General features: G+C 72.4%; 13 protein-coding genes and 3 pseudogenes. 5 read left to right on the plus strand and 11 right to left on the minus strand.

Annotated elements, in window-relative coordinates; genetic code table 11:
- From ACTMTB_RS11900 to rsgA, 5 genes and pseudogenes are all read right to left on the minus strand, one after another.
- Positions 1 to 248 (minus strand): annotated as a pseudogene (locus ACTMTB_RS11900) (C39 family peptidase); the annotation flags it as partial.
- Between the two features lie 746 nt (positions 249 to 994).
- Positions 995 to 2,929, minus strand: coding sequence for an excinuclease ABC subunit UvrC (uvrC, locus tag ACTMTB_RS11905; protein WP_280840764.1), 1,935 nt, complete (start codon positions 2,927 to 2,929; stop codon positions 995 to 997).
- A 134-nt stretch (positions 2,930 to 3,063) separates the two neighbouring features.
- Positions 3,064 to 3,546, minus strand: coding sequence for a Rieske (2Fe-2S) protein (locus ACTMTB_RS11910; protein WP_350797697.1), 483 nt, complete (start codon positions 3,544 to 3,546; stop codon positions 3,064 to 3,066).
- A gap of 160 nt (positions 3,547 to 3,706) precedes the next feature.
- Positions 3,707 to 6,652, minus strand: a complete 2,946-nt coding sequence (gene uvrA, locus ACTMTB_RS11915; RefSeq protein ID WP_441145018.1) for an excinuclease ABC subunit UvrA — start codon at positions 6,650 to 6,652, stop codon at positions 3,707 to 3,709.
- A 185-nt stretch (positions 6,653 to 6,837) separates the two neighbouring features.
- A complete protein-coding gene (gene rsgA, locus ACTMTB_RS11920) occupies positions 6,838 to 7,917 on the minus strand; it encodes a ribosome small subunit-dependent GTPase A (protein WP_441145020.1) in 1,080 nt (359 codons plus the stop codon).
- Between the two features lie 181 nt (positions 7,918 to 8,098).
- Between rsgA and ACTMTB_RS11925 the strand changes: the two genes are divergently transcribed.
- Together ACTMTB_RS11925 and ACTMTB_RS11930 are read left to right on the plus strand one after the other, a co-directional pair.
- Positions 8,099 to 8,815, plus strand: a complete 717-nt coding sequence (locus tag ACTMTB_RS11925) for a maleylpyruvate isomerase family mycothiol-dependent enzyme (protein WP_441145022.1) — start codon at positions 8,099 to 8,101, stop codon at positions 8,813 to 8,815.
- A 7-nt stretch (positions 8,816 to 8,822) separates the two neighbouring features.
- Positions 8,823 to 9,476 carry an MBL fold metallo-hydrolase gene (locus ACTMTB_RS11930; RefSeq protein ID WP_441145024.1) on the plus strand — a complete coding sequence of 218 codons (654 nt, stop codon included), beginning with the start codon at positions 8,823 to 8,825 and terminating at the stop codon, positions 9,474 to 9,476.
- A 15-nt stretch (positions 9,477 to 9,491) separates the two neighbouring features.
- Here the strand turns inward: ACTMTB_RS11930 and ACTMTB_RS11935 are convergent, their stop codons facing one another.
- Together ACTMTB_RS11935 and ACTMTB_RS11940 are read right to left on the minus strand one after the other, a co-directional pair.
- Positions 9,492 to 10,115 carry a DedA family protein gene (locus ACTMTB_RS11935; protein WP_441145026.1) on the minus strand — a complete coding sequence of 208 codons (624 nt, stop codon included), beginning with the start codon at positions 10,113 to 10,115 and terminating at the stop codon, positions 9,492 to 9,494.
- A gap of 100 nt (positions 10,116 to 10,215) precedes the next feature.
- Positions 10,216 to 10,929 carry a class I SAM-dependent methyltransferase gene (locus ACTMTB_RS11940; RefSeq protein WP_210776698.1) on the minus strand — a complete coding sequence of 238 codons (714 nt, stop codon included), beginning with the start codon at positions 10,927 to 10,929 and terminating at the stop codon, positions 10,216 to 10,218.
- A gap of 155 nt (positions 10,930 to 11,084) precedes the next feature.
- Here ACTMTB_RS11940 and ACTMTB_RS11945 point away from each other — a divergent pair, with 155 nt between their 5' ends.
- Positions 11,085 to 11,288, plus strand: a complete 204-nt coding sequence (locus tag ACTMTB_RS11945) for a cold-shock protein (RefSeq protein ID WP_088961229.1) — start codon at positions 11,085 to 11,087, stop codon at positions 11,286 to 11,288.
- 89 nt (positions 11,289 to 11,377) lie between these two features.
- Here the strand turns inward: ACTMTB_RS11945 and ACTMTB_RS11950 are convergent, their stop codons facing one another.
- On the minus strand, positions 11,378 to 12,262 hold the full coding sequence (locus ACTMTB_RS11950; RefSeq protein WP_441145029.1) for a hypothetical protein: 885 nt from the start codon (positions 12,260 to 12,262) through the stop codon (positions 11,378 to 11,380).
- 324 nt (positions 12,263 to 12,586) lie between these two features.
- Positions 12,587 to 13,094 (minus strand): annotated as a pseudogene (locus tag ACTMTB_RS11955) (MarR family winged helix-turn-helix transcriptional regulator); the annotation flags it as partial.
- A gap of 229 nt (positions 13,095 to 13,323) precedes the next feature.
- Here ACTMTB_RS11955 and ACTMTB_RS11960 point away from each other — a divergent pair.
- Positions 13,324 to 13,800: pseudogene (locus ACTMTB_RS11960) on the plus strand (MMPL family transporter); the annotation flags it as partial.
- A gap of 50 nt (positions 13,801 to 13,850) precedes the next feature.
- Here ACTMTB_RS11960 and ACTMTB_RS11965 read toward each other — a convergent pair.
- Positions 13,851 to 15,236 carry a DedA family protein gene (locus ACTMTB_RS11965; RefSeq protein WP_441145031.1) on the minus strand — a complete coding sequence of 462 codons (1,386 nt, stop codon included), beginning with the start codon at positions 15,234 to 15,236 and terminating at the stop codon, positions 13,851 to 13,853.
- A gap of 134 nt (positions 15,237 to 15,370) precedes the next feature.
- Here ACTMTB_RS11965 and typA point away from each other — a divergent pair, with 134 nt between their 5' ends.
- Complete coding sequence (typA, locus tag ACTMTB_RS11970; protein ID WP_441145033.1) at positions 15,371 to 17,239, plus strand: translational GTPase TypA; 1,869 nt, start codon at positions 15,371 to 15,373, stop codon at positions 17,237 to 17,239.
- A gap of 82 nt (positions 17,240 to 17,321) precedes the next feature.
- Here the strand turns inward: typA and ACTMTB_RS11975 are convergent, their stop codons facing one another.
- Entirely contained in the window at positions 17,322 to 17,993 is a 672-nt protein-coding gene (locus ACTMTB_RS11975; protein WP_441145035.1) for a class I SAM-dependent methyltransferase, read from the minus strand.
- Positions 17,994 to 17,996: the final 3 nt, after the last annotated feature.

Here is a 17,996-nt window from a genome sequence, read left to right on the forward strand (position 1 = left end):
TGTACGGAGAGGGCGTTGCGGGTGGCGGCGGGGCCGCAGTAGTAGAAGTTCGGCTGGGCCTCGTAGCGCACGTTGAGCTCCCGCTCGCCGTGCGACTTACGGTCGCTGCCACGGTCGGCCTGCATGGAGGCGGTGGTGGCGTGGGTGGGGGCGGCGTGCGCGGCGAGGGCCGGGCCGGCGATCCCACCGGCGGTAGCGGCGACACCAGCGACGGTCAGGGCGGTCTTGCGGATCAGATCGGTACGCATGAGGGTGCACCTTTCGATCAGGGGGATACGCGCACACCGCCGGGGGACGGCAGCGCGTGAAAGGAAAAGTCAAAGAAGGGGGATGCCCGGCGGCCGCACAAGGGGGCTCTGCTCGGGTGTGCCGGGGGATGTAACCAACCGGGGCGGGCCGGCATTCCGCCGGGCCTGACTCTCCGGTTCACCCGTCCGGGCCGGGGGGCCACGGCGGTCTGCCATGTACAACGACCCCACCCGGCCGACCATTCCACCGGCCCGGTGACCTCCGAACCTGACGTCGCGGGTCGAACCGGACAGCTGGCCGGCGAACACCCGAGGTAACCCGGACATTTGCGTCGAACAGGCAAAGCGGGGACGGCATCCCGAGGCATATGACGATCGAGCGATATGCCTGTGAGGCATAAATATGACTCACAGGCATATCGCTCACTGTGGCAATTGAGGGGCGGGCACCGACTGTAGCCCCGGCCCCCCGCGCCGACCGGACCCCGCGCCCAGCCGGCCACGCAGGCGGCCCGGTCGCCCGCCAAGCCCCCAGACCGCCCGGCTTCTGCTGGCCGACCGCGCGAGCGCAACGTTTCCACCAATCAACGGCGTTGCTGCCGGTGGTGGAAACTCACGCGCGCCGCGAGTCCGGCAGCCACCGGTGGCCGGGACGGCACGCTCAGCCGGCGAACAGCCGACCTGCAGCCCACCGGTCGGGGTGGCGCGCTCAGCCGGCGAGCGGCCGGCAGGAAGCTGACCGGGGGTCAGCGACCCGCCTTCGTGCCCTCGTCCAGGGCGGCCAGGATCGCCTCGGCGGTCCGCTTCCCCACCCCGGGCACCTCGGTGATCTCCTCCACGCTCGCGGCGGAGAGCCGCTTGAGCGAGCCGAAGTGCCGCAGCAGCGCCTTGCGGCGTACCTCGCCGAGGCCGGGGACGTTGTCCAGCGCGGATTCGGTCATCCGCTTGGAGCGACGCTGCCGGTGGAAGGTGATGGCGAAGCGGTGCGCCTCGTCGCGGACGCGTTGCAGCAGGTAGAGCCCCTCAGAGGTGCGCGGGAGAATGACCGGGAACTCGTCGTCGGGCAGCCAGACCTCCTCCAGCCGCTTGGCCAGGCCGCAGAGCGCCACGTCGTCGATGCCCAGCTCGGCCAGCGCCTGGGCGGCCGCCGCCACCTGCGGTGCGCCGCCGTCGACCACCACCAGCTGCGGCGGGTACGCGAACCGGCGCGGCCGCCCGGTGGTCGGGTCGATGCCGGGCCGGTCCGGGTCGGAAGCGGTCTCCTCGCCGATCTCGCCGCTCTCGGCCCGGGCGTCGAGGTAGCGGGCGAAGCGGCGGCGCAGCACCTCGGACATCGCGGAGAGGTCGTCGGTGGCGCCCCGGACGATGAAGTGGCGGTACTCGCTCTTGCGGGGCAGCCCGTCCTCGAAGACGACCATGCTGGCCACCACGTCGGTGCCCTGGATCTGCGAGACGTCGAAGCACTCGATGCGCAGCGGGGACGTCCGCATGCCGAGCGCCTCGCTGATCTCGTCGAGCGCCTTGCCGCGGGTGGTCAGGTCGCCGGCCCGGCGCAGCTTGTGCCGGGCGAGCGCGTCCTTCGCGTTGCGCTCGACCGTCTCCATGAGCGACTTCTTGTCGCCGCGCTGGGGCACCCGCAGCGACACCCGGCTGCCCCGGTGGCTGGAGAGCCAGTCGGCCAGCGCGTCGGCGTCGGCCGGCAGCTCGGGGACCAGCAACTCGCGGGGCACGTCCGCCTCGCCGTGCTCGCCGCCGTACACCTGGGTGCAGAAGTGGTGCACCAGGTCGCCGGTGCTCAGCTCCTCGGTCTTCTCCACCACCCAGCCGCGCTGGCCGCGCACCCGCCCGTCGCGGACGTGGAAGACCTGCACGGCGGCTTCCAGCGGGTCGTCGGCGAAGGCCACCACGTCGGCGTCGGTGCCGTCGCCGAGCACCACGGTCTGCTTCTCCATGGCCCGGCGCAGCGCGGCGACGTCGTCGCGCAGCCGCGCGGCCCGCTCGAACTCCAGCTGTTCGCTGGCCTCGGTCATCTCCCGTTCCAGCTTGCGGACCATCGTGTCGGTGCGGCCAGCCATGAAGTCGCAGAAGCCGTTGACGATGTCGCGGTGCTCGTCGGCGGAGACGCTGCCGACGCAGGGCGCGGAGCACTTGCCGATGTAGCCCAGCAGGCAGGGCCGACCCACCTGGCCGGCCCGCTTGAACACCCCCGAGGAGCAGGTCCGCGCCGGGAAGACGCGCAGCAGCAGGTCGAGGGTCTCGCGGATCGCCCAGGCATGCGAGTACGGCCCGAAGTAGCGCACCCCCTTGCGCTTGGCGCCGCGCATCACCTGCAGGCGGGGGTACTCCTCGTCGAGGGTGACCGCCAGGTACGGGTACGACTTGTCGTCGCGGTAGCGGACGTTGAACCGGGGGTCGTACTGCTTGATCCAGGTGAACTCCTGCTGGAGCGCCTCGACCTCGGTGGCGACGGTGATCCAGTCCACCGACTCGGCGGTGAAGACCATCTGCCGGGTGCGCTGGTGCAGGTTGACCGGGTCGGCGAAGTACGAGTTGAGCCGGCTGCGCAGGTTCCTCGCCTTGCCGACGTAGATCACCCGGCCGGTGCCGTCACGGAAGCGGTAGACCCCCGGTGACTCCGGGATGGTGCCGGGTGCGGGACGGTAGGTCGAGGGGTCAGCCACCCGTCAAGACTAATCCGCACCCCCGACACGCTCCCCCGACCCGCGGAGGCGCTCCCCCGCCGCCCGGCCGGTGGATCATGAGGCCGGCATCGCCGACCTCATGATCACGCAGGCCCGCTGCCGGCACCGGCGGTTCAGGCCAGGCTGATCTGGTCGCCCTGGACCTTGAGCGGCTTCGGCGCGAGCGGCTTGGTGGCCGGGCCCTGCTTGACCGAGCCGTCGGTGATGGAGAACTTGCTGTTGTGGCAGGTGCAGTTGATGGTGCCGCCGTCGACGTTCGACACCGGGCAGCCCTGGTGGGTGCAGATCGGGTCGAAGCCCTTGAACTGCCCCGGCTCCGGCTGGGTGATCACCACGCCCTGGGCGGCGTAGACCTGCCCCCCACCGACGGGGATGTCGCCGGTGGTCGCCAGCGAGGACGAGCCCTCGCGGTCGCCGCCCTCCGCGTCGCCGGCGGTGGCGCCCGGTCCGCCGCTGGTCGGCGCGGTCGTCCCGTCCCCGGAGTCGTCGCCTCCGCAGGCGGTCAGGAGGACCGACGCCCCCACCGCGCCGGCGCCCGCGAGCAGGGCTCGCCGCGTCTGCGTACCGGGTCCGGTCAACACCTGGTCGTCACTCATCTCCGGCCTTTCTCTCGACTGCCGCCGCCGGTCGTCGACCTCGCGGCCTCACCTCGGCACACGCAACACTGTGCCGGACGGTTCAATCCGGTCGACCCGCGGCTCGCCGGGGAACGGGACGGGCGGGCCGGTTTCCCGACCCGCCCCGCCGTACCGTCGCTCAGTGCGCCGCGGCCGGCACCTTCCGGGTACGCGACTTCGTGGCGCTGCCGTTGGCCTTGGCCGCCCGGCTGGTCGCCGCCTTGGCGCCCTTGGCCTCGCCGTCGAGCTTGAGCACCTGGCGCAGGAACTGACCGGTGTGGCTCTCGGCCACCTCGGCGACCTCCTCCGGGGTGCCGGTGGCCAGCACCGTGCCGCCCCGGTGGCCGCCCTCCGGACCCATGTCGATCAGCCAGTCGGCCGTCTTGATCACGTCGAGGTTGTGCTCGATGGTGATCACGGTGTTGCCCTTGTCGACCAGGCCCTCCAGCACCATCAGCAGCTTGCGGATGTCCTCGAAGTGCAGGCCGGTGGTCGGCTCGTCGAGCACGTAGACCGTCCGCCCGGTGGAGCGCTTCTGCAGCTCGGAGGCGAGCTTGACCCGCTGCGCCTCACCGCCGGAGAGCGTCGGCGCCGGCTGGCCGAGCCGGACGTAGCCCAGGCCGACGTCGACCAGCGTCTTGAGGTGCCGGTGGATGGCCGGGATCGCGGAGAAGAACTCCGCCGCCTCCTCGATCGGCATCTCCAGCACGTCGGAGACGGTCTTGCCCTTGTAGTGCACCTCCAGCGTCTCCCGGTTGTACCGGGCGCCCTTGCAGACCTCGCAGGGGACGTAGACGTCCGGCAGGAAGTTCATCTCGATCTTGATCGTGCCGTCGCCGGAGCACGCCTCGCAGCGGCCGCCCTTGACGTTGAACGAGAACCGGCCCGGGCCGTACCCCCGGACCTTGGCCTCGGTGGTCTCGGCGAAGAGCTTGCGGACGTGGTCCCAGACGCCGGTGTAGGTGGCCGGGTTGGAGCGCGGCGTCCGGCCGATCGGCGACTGGTCGACGCCGACGACCTTGTCCACGTGCTCCAGGCCGCTGACCCGGGTGTGCCGGCCCGGCACCAGTCGGGCGCCGTTGATCTGGTTGGCCAGCACCGCGTAGAGGATGTCGTTGACCAGCGTCGACTTGCCGGAGCCGCTGACCCCGGTGACCGCGATGAGCTGGCCCAGCGGGAAGGAGACGGTGAGGTTGCGCAGGTTGTGCTCGCGCGCGCCGTGCACCACCAGCTCCCGCTCCGGCGTCTGCGGGCGGCGCTGCCGGGGCGTCGGGATCGACCTGCGCCCCGACAGGTACGCCCCGGTGACCGACTCCGGGTTCTCCAGCAGCGCCGGCACCGAGCCGCTGTGCACGATCTCGCCGCCGTGCTCGCCGGCGCCCGGGCCGATGTCGACGATCCAGTCGGCGACCCGGATGGTGTCCTCGTCGTGCTCCACCACGATCAGCGTGTTGCCCAGCCCGCGCAGCCGCAGCAGCGTCTCGATCAGCCGGTGGTTGTCCCGCTGGTGCAGGCCGATGGAGGGCTCGTCGAGCACGTAGAGCACGCCGACCAGGCCGGAGCCGATCTGGGTGGCGAGCCGGATGCGCTGCGCCTCGCCGCCGGAGAGGGTGCCGGCCGGGCGGTCCAGGGAGAGGTAGTCCAGACCGACGTCGAGCAGGAACTTCAGCCGGGCGTTGATCTCCTTGAGCACCCGCTCGGCGATCATCTTCTGCCGGTCGGCCAGCTCGATGCCGGCGAGCAGCTCGGCCGCCTCGCCGACGGACAGGTTGCAGACCTCGGCGATGCTCTTGCCGGCCAGGGTGACCGCGAGCACCTCGGGCTTGAGCCGGGCGCCGCCGCAGGCCGCGCAGGGCACGTCCCGCATGTAGCCCTCGTACTTGTCCCGCGACCACTCCGACTCGGTGTCGGTGTGCCGGCGCTCGATCCACTGCACCACGCCCTCGAAGCCGGTGTAGTAGGAGCGCTCGCGGCCGTACTTGTTGCGGTAGCGCACGTGCACCTGGTCGTCGGAGCCGTGCAGGATCGTCTTCTGCGCCCGCGACGGCAGCGCCCGCCAGGGCGTGTCGATGTCGAAGTGCTGGCTCTCGCCGAGCGCCTCCAGCAGGCGGAGGAAGTATTCGAGGTTGTGCCCGGTGGCCCAGGGCTGGATCGCGCCCTCGCGCAGGGTGCGCTCCGGGTCGGGGACGACCAGCTCGGGGTCGACCTCCTTCTTGGTGCCCAGGCCGGTGCACTCCGGGCAGGCACCGTACGGCGCGTTGAAGGAGAAGACCCGGGGCTCCAGGTCCTCGATCGCCAGCGGGTGGTCGTTGGGGCAGGCCAGGTGCTCGGAGTAGCGGCGCTCCCGGCCGGGGTCGTCCTCGGCCAGGTCGACGAAGTCGAGCAGCACCAGGCCGCCGGAGAGGCCCAGCGCGGCCTCCACCGAGTCGGTGAGCCGCTGCTTGGCGCCGGCCTTGACGCTGAGCCGGTCGATCACCACCTCGATGGTGTGCTTCTCCTGCTTCTTGAGCTTGGGCGGCTCGGTCAGCGGGTGCACCACGCCGTCCACCCGGGCCCGGGCGTAGCCCTTGGCCTGGAGCTCGGCGAAGAGGTCGACGTACTCGCCCTTGCGCCCGCGCACCACCGGCGCGAGCACCATGAAGCGGGTGCCCTCGGCCATGCCGAGGACCCGGTCGACGATCTGCTGCGGGGTCTGCCGGGAGATCCGCTCCCCGCAGACCGGGCAGTGCGGCTCGCCGATGCGGGCGAAGAGCAGCCGGAGGTAGTCGTAGACCTCGGTGATGGTGCCGACGGTGGAGCGGGGGTTGCGCGAGGTCGACTTCTGGTCGATGGAGACCGCGGGGCTCAGGCCCTCGATGAAGTCGACGTCGGGCTTGTCCATCTGGCCGAGGAACTGCCGGGCGTACGACGACAGCGACTCGACGTACCGGCGCTGGCCCTCGGCGAAGATGGTGTCGAAGGCCAGGCTCGACTTGCCGGAGCCGGAGAGCCCGGTGAAGACGATCAGGGCGTCCCGGGGCAGGTCGAGACTGACGTCACGCAGATTGTGCTCGCGCGCGCCACGGATGATCAGTCGGTCGGCCACTGTCCGTGTACTCCCGGGTGAAGAAAGTGAGGCGGATCTGTCCGCTCGGAGCGTGATCTGAGCGGTTTACGGGCGCAGAAATGACGCCTCGGCAACTCTAGCCCCGAGGTACGACAACTTTCCGCGCCCGCACATTCCCCCAGGTCACACCGGTCGGGCCGGGGTAACCCACGCAGGTACGGGGTTCAGAATCCGCCCGGTGACGCCGGCGGTGCCGGACGCGCCGTCCGCCGGCGGCCACCCCGCCACCCGCCGCGCCGCTCGGCCGCCAGCCGGGTCTCCCGGCGGCGGCTCTCGTATGCCACCTCCCGCTGCAACCGGCTCCAGCTCTCCCAGCGCCGCGGGGGCAGCTCCCCGGTCTCCAGCGCCTCCCGCACCGCGCAGGCCGGCTCGGCCTCGTGCGCGCAGTCGGCGTACCGGCAGCCGGTGGCCAGCTCGGCGATGTCGGAGAAGGCACGGTCCAGCCCGGCGGAGCCGTCCAGCAGGCCCACCGCCCGTACCCCCGGGGTGTCCAGCACCGCGCCGCCGCCCGGAACCGGCACCAGCGCCCGCCAGGTGGTGGTGTGCCGGCCCTTGCCGTCCACCCGGCGGATCGCCTGGGTCGGCATGACCGCGGCCCCGGCCAGCGCGTTGACCAGGCTCGACTTGCCGGCCCCGGAGGGACCGAGCAGGCCGAGCGTCAGCCCGGGGGCGACGAGCGGACGCAGCGGCTCCAGCCCGGTGCCCCGCTCGGCGCTGACCGGCAGCACCGGCACCCCCGGTGCCACCGAGGCGAGCTGCCGGGCCACGGCCGCCGGATCGGCGGCCAGGTCGACCTTGGTGAGCACGACCACGGGCCGCGCCCCGGACTCGTGGGCCAGGGAGAGCAGCCGCTCGATGCGGGCGACGTCCGGTTCCGGGTGCACCGGCTCGACGACCGCGGCGGCGTCGAGGTTGGCGGCGAGCACCTGCCCGCTGGCGTCCTTGCCGGCGGTCCGGCGCACCAGCGCGGTGCGGCGCGGCAGCACCGTCTCGACGGTGACCGGGCCGTCCGGCCAGGTGGCGAGGAGCACCCAGTCGCCGGCGCAGGGCAGGGCGGTCAGGTCGCGGGCCGCGGCGGCGAGCACCGCCGGGCCGAGGCTGGCGCGGACGGGTCCGTCCGCGCAGAGCACGGTGCAGACCCCGCGGTCGACCCGGGCCACCCGGCCCGGTCGGCGGTCGGGGCGCCGTCGTGCGTACGCCGCCCGGTCGGCGTCGAGGCCGAGGGCGGTCAGATCGATGGTCATGGCATCCTCATCGGAGTCGGAACTGGTCGTGGTGGTACACGCGTGCTGCTGCTACCGGCATGGCCACCACCTCTCCTCCGATGTCCGGGTGCGCGTTCGATGCCGACGGTAGGTGCCGCGGCGACGCGCCGAAAGCGATTTCCCCGGCGACGGGCCGGCCCGGTACCGCTAGGGTCGGTGCGTGACCACTGATCCGCTTCTGCTGACCGGTGAGGTGGACGACGCCACGACCCGGCTCCTGCGCGCCGCGGCCGCTCTCGACGACGCGGACGTCGCGGCGCCCTCGCTGCTGCCCGGCTGGACCCGCGGGCACGTCCTGGCGCACCTCGCCCGCAACGCCGACGGCTTCGTCAACCTGCTGACCGCCGCCCGTACCGGCGAGCCCATCCCGATGTACGCCAGCCCGGAGGCCCGCGCGGCCGACATCGAGGCCGGCTCGTCCCGGCCGCCGACGGCCCACCTGGACGACCTACGCCACTCCGCCGAGCGGTTCGCCGAGGCGGTCGCGGCCATGCCCGTCGAGGCGTGGTCGGCCACGGTGCAGACCCGGCGCGGCCCCTGGAAGGCCGCGATGCTGGTCTGGGGGCGGCTGCGCGAGATCGAGGTGCACCACGTGGACCTCGACGTGGGTTACCGGGCGGCCGACTGGCCGGCGGCGTTCGCCCACCACCTGCTGCACGAGGTGGGTGCCGGCCTGGCCGCCCGCACCGACGTCCCGGCGATGGTGCTGCGCTTCGACGGCAGCCGACACGAGCTGGTCGTCGGTGAACGTGAGGCCGCGCCGCTGGTCAGCGGCCCGGTAGCCGAGCTGGCCGCGTGGTTGATCGGGCGCAGCCGCGGCGAGGCGCTGACCGTCACCCCCGACGGACCCCTGCCGACTCCACCGGAATGGATATAGCCACGTCATGAGCTACACCGGAGACGTCACCGCCGGCGGCCCGCCCGCCGTGCGGGAGCTGGACCGGCTCACCGTCACGAAGCTGTCGGTGGGCCCGATGGACAACAACGCGTACCTGCTGCGCTGCAAGGGCACCGGCGAGCAGGTGCTCGTCGACGCGGCGAACGAGGCCCCGCGGCTGCTCGACCTGGTCGGCGACGGCGGGTTGGCCGCGGTGGTCACCACGCACCGGCACATGGACCACTGGGTCGCGCTGGAGGAGGTCGTCGCGAAGACCGGCGCCCGCGCCCTGGTGCACGCCGACGACGCCGAGGGCCTGCCGATCGAGGCGGAACGGCTCGCCGACGGCGACACCGTGCCGGTCGGCGACTGCGCCCTGGAGGTGATCCACGTCCGGGGGCACACGCCGGGCTCCATCGCCCTGCTCTACCGCGACCCGGCCGGCACCCCGCACCTGTTCACCGGGGACAGTCTCTTCCCGGGTGGGGTCGGCAACACCGACCAGGATCCGGAGCGCTTCGGCCAGCTCATCGACGACGTGCAGCAGAAGCTCTTCGACCGGCTGCCGGACGAGACCTGGTTCTACCCGGGGCACGGCAAGGACAGCACGCTCGGGGCGGAGCGCCCGTCGCTGCCGCAGTGGCGGGCCCGCGGCTGGTGAGGTGTCCGGCGTCGGTCAGCCCGGCTGGCCAGCGCCGGTCAGGGCGCGCAGCCGGCGCCGGGTGCCCAGCAGCACCACGCCGGCCAGCGCCAGGCCGACCGCCATGGTGACCAGCATCGGGCTGCCCTCCCCCGGCAGCAGCCCGGCCAGCGACCGGGACGCGGTGCCCAGCGCCAGGTAGAGGCCGGCCCAGAGCGCGGCGCCCGCCGTCGCGCAGGCCACGAACCTCCGGTACGACATCCGCAGCCCGCCCGCGGCCAGCGGTAGCAGCGCGTTGAACACCGGCAGGAAGGGCGCGACCAGCACCATCCGCCCGCCGCCGGAGCGCAGGATCCCCTCGGCCGCGGCCCAGCGGGCCTCGCCGATCCAGCCGCCGACCCGGCTGTGCCGCAGCCGCTCGCCGTACACCCGGCCGGCGAGGAAGCTCAGCGACCAGCCGGCGACGCAGCCCACCACCACCGCGGCGACGGTGGCCGCGCCGGTCGCCGGGCGGCCCACCCCCACCGCCGCGAGAACCGCGACGTCGCCGGGGACCAGCACCCCGAGCAGCGGTACGGCGTCGGCGAGCATGACCAGCCCCAGCGCCCCCATCAGCAGGGTGGTGGGCAACTCCCCGACCTGGGCCAACGTGTCCAGCATGGCCATGACGCTATGGGCCGCGGGCGATCCGCACATCGGGTCCGGTCCCCCACCCCGCCCTGAACCCCGGCTCGGGGTCACCCCTGAGCCGGCCGTCGGGTCAGCGCGGCCGGAGCACCTGCACCCGGCGTACCGGCGAGTCGACGTACGGCTCGGTGGTGGGCACCGGATAGCTGGCCACGACCTCCAGGGCCCCGGCCGGCAGGTGCCCCCGGTCGGGGTCGCCGACCAGCACCACCGCCCCGGCGGCGGCGGCCCGACGCAGGAACGGCAGCACCCGTCCGGCCAGCCCCGCGTCGTAGAGCACGTCGCCGGCGAGCAGCAGGTCCACCCCGGTACCGTCGCCGTCGAGCAGGTCGCCCTCGGTGGCCGTGACCGCCACCCCGTTGGCCCGGGCGTTGACCGTCACCGCCGCCACCGCCCACGGGTCGACGTCGTTGGCGACGACCTCGGACGCGCCGGCCAGCGCGGCGGCGATGGCCACCAGACCGGAGCCGGCGGCCAGGTCGAGCACCCGACGTCCGGCGGCCAGCTCGGGGTGGTCGAGCAGGTACCGGGCGAGCCCCTGCCCGCCGGGCCAGGCCGACGCCCAGTACGGCGGCGGGAGGGTACGGCCGGCCGCCGCCTCCATCCGGGCCCACCAGACGATGGCGTCCTCGGCGAGGTGCAGCCACACCTCCGGCACGAACGGGGTGGGCACCAGCCGCAGCCGGTCCAGCCCGTCGCCCGGCGCGCCGATTTCGCGCGTCAGGACGCTCAACGCCGCCGTGCTCGGTCCGCCCACCGGTCGAGCATGCCGGAGCCGGCCGGGCATCGCGCGGCTTTCGCGTCCGACTCGCGATTTTTCCGTTTGCCGCCATGCGGCACTTCAGCCAGCGAACGGGGGGTTCGCCGGTTACGCTCGGGGGAGTACAGGGCGATCATCCGCCGACGCGCGGGTGCTCACCCGTCTTGAACAGGGAGAGATGCATGGCAACCGGCACGGTCAAGTGGTTCAACTCGGAAAAGGGCTTCGGCTTCATCGAGCAGGACGGCGGAGGCCCGGACGTCTTCGTCCACTACTCGGCCATCGCCTCCAGCGGCTACCGCGAACTGAACGAGGGCCAGAAGGTCGAGTTCGAGGTGACCCAGGGGCAGAAGGGTCCGCAGGCGGACAACGTTCGTCCGCTGTAGTTCCGTGCCGGTGGCGGCGGTCGGGGTCGGCCGCCGCCACTGCGCGTCCCCCGGACCGGTCCGACACGGCCGGCCGGTGTCCGGCCTGCTCAAGCGACCATGCGTCGGGCGAGTTCGTCGGCGACCTGTTTGGCGATGGTCGGCGGGATCGCCGCGGCGATCTTCTCCGGCGTGAGGCCGGCCAGGACACCCTGGACGATCGCCGCCTCGTCGGTGAAGTCCTTGTTGGCGAGCGCGGTCAGCGCCGTCTGCAGCGCGGTGAGTTGCGCGCCGAGCGACTTCAGGGTCGGGTGCTGGACGACGAACGCGGGGTCCGTGTGGTCCTCGCCCAGCGCCATCCGGGTGTAGATCTGGCCGACCGGGTTACGTCCGTCCAGCACGGTCAGGTTGCGGTGGACGGTCTGCAGCCAGTTGTGCTCTTCGGGGGTCATGTCGTCGTCCTCCAGGAGTCCGATGGTGGTGAGATAGCGCCGGAACAGCGGTCGCTGGTCCCGGTTCGCCTTCGTGGAGTCGCGGAAGTAGCTGAAGTGGGTGTGGTAGAGGTGCGAATCGTCGCCGCTGCTGCGCCTGCCCAGCCGGTCCCACCGGCGGACGACCGTCCCGTCCGGTGAGTAGATGATTTCGCGCAGGTCGCGGCTGTCCGGCGTGTTCGCCACGCACTGGGCGACACACCAGGTGGAGAACGTGCGCAGGTTGTGCGTCCGGCCGCCGGAGCGGACCTCGAAGATGCCGACGTCCATCGCGGAGGCGTACAGGGTGAGCCCGGTGGAGTCCCGGGTGGACTCGACCACCGAGTAGTCGTTGGTCACCACCCGGTCGGAGCCGCAGTGGTAGCCGCCACGATGTGCGGGATCGCCGACGATGCCGACCTCACCGGGTTCGAGGTCGTCGTCGCGAGACGTGTCGGGGTCGATGTTGAGGTTGTCGAGCAACAGGCGGCGGGCGGCCAGCAGGTTGGCCGGAGCCGTTGTCATGGGATCCCCCTTCCGTAGGGTCAGGGGCCGGGCACGACAGTGACACCGCGTGGCGGTGTCCGGATGCGGGAGCGAGCCCGACCAGGAGATGCACTTCGTCGGGCGTTGGCTGAACGATAACCGGACGAACGGACAACGCCCAGCTCAAATGGCTTCTCTTCAGATGAGACGAAGCTGTGAGCCGGCTGGGACCACCGGCCGTAGGACAGCGCGCCACCCGCGCCGCCGCCCCCGGATGATCCATAGTCCACAACGGAGAGTGACCGGAACGCCGGACGGCGGGTGCGCGGAACCCTTGGCTGAAAAACCTCGCCCCGGCGGCGGGTCAGCTCGTCGGGCGGCGGGCCGACTCGGCCCGGACGGCGTCCCGGTGCGCCCGCATCGAGTCGACCATCGTCGCCATGAAACGGTGCACGATCTCCAGTTCCTCGTCGCTGAAGCGGGCCATCACCTCGTCGGTGCGCCGGCCGAGCGGGCCGAAGAAACTCATCGCCAGCGCGGCGCCCTGGTCGGCGTAGTGCAGGAAGACCTTGCGCCGATCGGCCGTGTCCCGGTCGCGGCGGATGTGCCCGGCCCGCTCCAGCCGGTCGATCAGTGCGGTCACCGAGCCGGAGGAGAGGTTGAGCTGCTCTCCCAGCCGCCCGGGGGTGATCGGGTCGCCGGTCAGTTCCGCGTCCATGACGGCGATCAGGGCGTGCAGGTCGGTGGGGTTGAGCCCGTGCAGGCCGGCGAAGGCGTGCCCGATGTGCTGCGCGTCCACCGAGTACCGCCGCAGGTCGTTGGTGATCTCGGCGACCAGCTGACTGCGTCGGTCGTCCCGCCGTCGATACATGCCCTGCGCTGCCACGTCTGGTCGTTCCCCCTGTCGGACCGCCGCCCGGGTGCAGCATAGAGCAGCCCTCGACAATCTCGCTTGTCAAGATACTCGACAACTTGCACCAGTGCTCTCGCCCGACAAGACTCTTGACAGTCGAGATTTCAAGTTGACGGACCGTGAGGGCATCCGATGTCTGTGTTCACCCGCGTCGCCCGCGGCCGGCTGACCGCCTGGCTCACCGTGCACCGTCATCGCGTCGTTCTTCGCCAGCCTCGGCGCGGCGTGGCTGCTCTTCGACCACGTCCTCGGGTTCCCGGCGCTGGACAGCGGGGTCCTGCTGATCGCGTTCGTGTTCCTGGTGGCGCTCGGCGTGGACTACAACATCTTCCTGGTCACCCGGGCCCAGGAGGACGCCCGCAGCGCGGGCACCCGGGACGGCATGCTCTCCGCGCTCCGGGTCACCGGCGGGGTCATCACCAGCGCCGGCATCCTGCTCGCCGCGGTCTTCGCCGTCCTCGGCGTCCTGCCGCTGATCACGCTGACCCAGGTCGGGATCATCGTCTGCATCGGTGTGCTCCTCGACACCCTGCTGGTGCGCACGGTCCTCGTCCCGGCACTGGCCTTCCTGCTGGGCGACCGGTTCTGGGCGCCGGGCCGTATCCACCGCGATCCCACGCCCGACGCGCCGGTGGAGCCGGAGCCCGTCACCGCACGGCACTGACCGTTTCCGGGGCCGGGGCGCGTCGCGCCCCGGCCCCCGCCGCGCCCCCGCTAACGCCGGCTCGGCTTCTCGCGACGCTGTTGGGGCGGTGGGGCGCCGGTGGCGCGTACCGCCCGGTCCCGGGTGGCCCAGGCGACCACGAACACCGCCGTCCAGGCCACCCCGAGCAGCACCGAGGTGACGGTCCCGCTGGCCGTGCTCCAGCCCAGGTAGAGGCGGGCCCCGCCGAGCACGGCGATGCCGGCCGCCGCCGCCGTCCAGGCGGCCACCGCCACCGGCCAGCGGGCGTCGCGGGAGACCAGCCAGGCGAGCGTGCAGAGGCTCGCGGCGACCACCGCGTTCTGCGTCGGGAACATGACAGCCGCCCGGGCCGACGGGGTGGCGTCGGCGACCACCGCCAGCACCACCAGCGGCAGGAAGGCCCCGACCGTGCCGAAGACGCTGAGCAGGTCCGCCCGCCAGGGCCGGTGCCGCCAGGCGAGCACCCCGGCCACCACCGCCACCAGCACGATCAGGAACGACCCCCGCAGCACGGAGACCGTGGTCAGGGCGGCCTGCATCGCGCCCGGGGTGCGGCGGTGGGCGAACCAGTCCGCGATCGCGCCGTCGACCACGGCCAGCCCGCTGAAGCGCACCACCGCCTCCAGCAGCCAGGCGACGGCGAACCCCGCCGCCGACAGCAGCAGCAGGCCGGCGCCGAGGTTGAGCAGCAGCGCCCAGCCCGGCCCGAGGTGCATGGCGATCAGGAAGAAGAGGATGCCGTACCGGCCGGTGACCCAACGCACAGGCGGCAGGGCGGCGGCCCGGGTCAGCAGCGCCCGCGCCGGGTCGGGATGGCGTCCCAGCCACCGCCCGGCCAGCACGATCGCGGCCAGCACGGCCAGCAGCACCAGCACCACCCCGGTGGCCCGGCCCAGCAGCCGGGAGACCGTCTCGTACGACTCGCCGGCCAGGTAGCCCAGCAGCACCGAGCCGCCCACCCAGGTCGTCACCCCGGCCAGGTTCCACGGCGCGAACCGCCGGTACGGCAGGCCGGCCGCACCCGCCAGCCGGGGCACCAGGGTCCGGGCGAAGGCGATCCACCGGGCCGCGAACACCCCCCGCCCGCCCAGCCGGCCCAGCAGCGCGTCGGCCCGGGCCCACCGCTCGGGTCCCACCCGGGTGCCCAGCCCGCTGGCCCGCAGCCGGGGGCCGTACCGGCGGCCGGACCGGAAGGCGAGTGTGTCTCCCATCACCGCCGCACCTGTCATGACGAGCAGCGCGGGAACAAGCCGAAGCGTCCCCGCGTAGGCTAAGAAGCCGACCAGCAACAGGGTCGCCTCGCCCGGCACCAGCAGACCGAAGATCACCGCGGTCTCCCCCGCGACGATTGTCGCGGCGATCACATAGATCAGCAGGGACGGCAGGCCCTGCAGCGAGGTCAGCAGGTCATGCATCCGGTCCCCATGAACACGGGGGCCAGCATGCCAGCCGCGCGAACGGTCGGAACAGCAGTTCCGGCACAGATCCGGGCCATCTGGGGGTTACCCCGACACGTGCCCCGGCAACCGTAGACAGGAGTATGGAGGGTATGCAGCTTCGCACCGACCTCCGCAACGTCGCCATCATCGCCCACGTCGACCACGGCAAGACGACCTTGGTCGACGCCATGTTGCGGCAGGCCGGCGCCTACGGCGCCCGCGGCGAGGTAACCGAGCGGGTCATGGACTCGATGGACCTCGAACGGGAAAAGGGCATCACCATCCTCGCCAAGAACACCGGCGTGCGGTACATGCCGGCGGACGGTTCCGACCCGGTCACCATCAACATCATCGACACCCCCGGCCACGCCGACTTCGGTGGCGAGGTGGAGCGCGGCCTCACCATGGTCGACGGGGTCGTCCTGCTGGTCGACGCCAGCGAGGGCCCGCTGCCGCAGACCCGGTTCGTGCTCCGCAAGGCGCTCAAGGCCCGCATGCCGATCATCCTGGTGATCAACAAGGTGGACCGCCCGGACGCCCGGATCAAGGAGGTCGTGGACGACACCTACGAGCTCTTCCTGGACCTGGACGCCGACGAGGAGCAGATCGACTTCCCGATCGTCTACGCCTGCGCCCGCGACGGCATCGCCTCGCTGACCCAGCCGGCCGACGGCTCGGTGCCGGACGACAGCAGCTCCCTGGAGCCGCTGTTCCGCACCCTGCTGGACACCATCCCGGCGCCCGCGTACGAGGACGGTGCACCGCTGCAGGCGCACGTCACCAACCTCGACGCCTCGCCGTTCCTCGGCCGGCTGGCGCTGTGCCGGGTCCGGCAGGGCACCATCAGCAAGGGCCAGTCGGTCTCCTGGTGCCGCACCGACGGCAGCACCCAGCGGGTGCGCATCTCGGAGCTGCTGATGACCGAGGGGCTGGAGCGCAAGCCGGCCGACTCGGCGGGCCCGGGCGACATCATCGCGGTCGCCGGCATCCCGGAGATCATGATCGGTGAGACCCTCGCCGACGCGGAGAACCCGATCCCGCTGCCGCTGATCACCGTCGACGAGCCGGCCATCTCGATGACCATCGGCACCAACACCTCGCCGCTGGTCGGCCGGGTCAAGGGCGCCAAGGTCACCGCCCGGATGGTCAAGGACCGGCTCGACAAGGAGCTGGTCGGCAACGTCTCGCTGCGGATCCTGCCGACCGAGCGGCCGGACGCCTGGGAGGTGCAGGGCCGTGGTGAGCTGGCGCTGGCCATCCTGGTCGAGCAGATGCGCCGGGAGAACTACGAGCTGACCGTCGGCAAGCCGCAGGTGGTCACCCGGGAGATCGACGGCAAGATCTGTGAGCCGGTCGAGCGGCTGACCATCGACGCCCCGGAGGAGTACCTGGGTGCGATCACCCAGCTGCTGGCCACCCGGAAGGGTCGGATGGAGCAGCTGGTCAACCACGGCACCGGCTGGATCCGGATGGAGTGGCTGGTCCCGGCGCGCGGCCTGATCGGCTTCCGCACCGAGTTCCTCACCGACACCCGGGGCACCGGCATCCTGCACCACGTGTTCGAGTCGTACGAGCCGTGGTTCGGCGAGCTGCGGACCCGGCAGAACGGTTCGCTGGTCGCGGACCGGGCCGGCGCCGTCACCTCGTTCGCCATGATCAACCTTCAGGAGCGCGGACAGCTCTTCGTCGAGCCGACCACCGAGGTGTACGAGGGCATGATCGTCGGGGAGAACTCCCGCTCCGACGACATGGACGTCAACATCACCAAGGAGAAGAAGCTCACCAACATGCGGGCGTCGACCTCCGACGAGACCGAGAAGCTGATTCCGCCGCGCAAGCTCTCCCTGGAGCAGGCGCTGGAGTTCTGCCGCGAGGACGAGTGCGTCGAGGTCACTCCGAGCGCGGTCCGGATCCGCAAGGTCGTGCTGGACCAGCAGCTGCGCGGCCGGGCCGCCGCCCGCCGCAAGCACGCCGGCTGACCCACCGCACGGCACACCACCGGAGCCCGGACCGCCCCTGCGGTCCGGGCTCCGCCCGTTCCCGCTCCGCACCGGCCGTCGGTCACGACCGGCGGTGTTTGACGGCGAGCAGGGCGAAGAGGTCCGGCACCGGGCCGGACCCGGACTCGGTGGTCCGGGTCAGCGTGAGGCCGGCGGCGGTGACCGCGTTGAGCAGGTCGGCCAGGGGTACGTGCCAGGCGCCGACCCGGGCCCGCACCCCGTGCGTCGACCAGACCCGGAAGCTGCGTTCCCGCTCGGCGTAGCCGCCGTCGACGACGATCCGCCCGGGGTCGGACCGGTCGGCGAACGGGCCGATGAAGCACGGGTGCACGCCGACGTGGACGAAGCGCCCGCCGGGTGCCAGCACCCGGGCCGCCTCGGCGATCACCGCCGGGTAGTCGGGCACGTCGGTGTGGGCGAGCACGCAGGCCACCGCCGGCAGCGCCGAGTCGGCGACCGGCAGCGCGGCGGCGTCGCCCCGGGTCACCGGCAGCCGGGCGCGGGCGTGCCGGAGCTGCCCGCCGGAGAGGTCGACGCCGACCGGCTCCCAGCCCGACCGGCGCAGCTCGGCGGCGTGCGCGCCGGTGCCGCAGCACAGGTCGAGGCAGCGGCCCGGGCCGGGGCCGATCAGGTCGGCGAGCTGCCGGCGGACCCGGGTCATGTAGTCGGCGGCGGTGTCGGAGGCGAACTGTTCGTACCAGTCGGCGTGGGCGTCGTACGCGGCAACCGTCATGTC

This window comes from Micromonospora sp. L32 (assembly GCF_052068055.1).
In the GTDB taxonomy this organism is placed as follows: domain Bacteria; phylum Actinomycetota; class Actinomycetes; order Mycobacteriales; family Micromonosporaceae; genus Micromonospora; species Micromonospora purpureochromogenes.

Excerpts from the sequence above, each read along its gene's own strand:
- ACTMTB_RS11910 (WP_350797697.1), bottom strand. The coding sequence starts at position 3,546 with ATGAGTGACGACCAGGTGTTGACCGGACCCGGTACGCAGACGCGGCGA.
- rsgA (WP_441145020.1), bottom strand. The coding sequence starts at position 7,917 with ATGACCATCGATCTGACCGCCCTCGGCCTCGACGCCGACCGGGCGGCG.
- ACTMTB_RS11930 (WP_441145024.1), top strand. The coding sequence starts at position 8,823 with ATGAGCTACACCGGAGACGTCACCGCCGGCGGCCCGCCCGCCGTGCGG.
- ACTMTB_RS11935 (WP_441145026.1), bottom strand. The coding sequence starts at position 10,115 with ATGCTGGACACGTTGGCCCAGGTCGGGGAGTTGCCCACCACCCTGCTG.
- ACTMTB_RS11940 (WP_210776698.1), bottom strand. The coding sequence starts at position 10,929 with ATGCCCGGCCGGCTCCGGCATGCTCGACCGGTGGGCGGACCGAGCACG.
- ACTMTB_RS11945 (WP_088961229.1), top strand. The coding sequence starts at position 11,085 with ATGGCAACCGGCACGGTCAAGTGGTTCAACTCGGAAAAGGGCTTCGGC.
- ACTMTB_RS11950 (WP_441145029.1), bottom strand. The coding sequence starts at position 12,262 with ATGACAACGGCTCCGGCCAACCTGCTGGCCGCCCGCCGCCTGTTGCTC.
- ACTMTB_RS11965 (WP_441145031.1), bottom strand. The coding sequence starts at position 15,236 with ATGCATGACCTGCTGACCTCGCTGCAGGGCCTGCCGTCCCTGCTGATC.
- typA (WP_441145033.1), top strand. The coding sequence starts at position 15,371 with ATGCAGCTTCGCACCGACCTCCGCAACGTCGCCATCATCGCCCACGTC.
- ACTMTB_RS11975 (WP_441145035.1), bottom strand. The coding sequence starts at position 17,993 with ATGACGGTTGCCGCGTACGACGCCCACGCCGACTGGTACGAACAGTTC.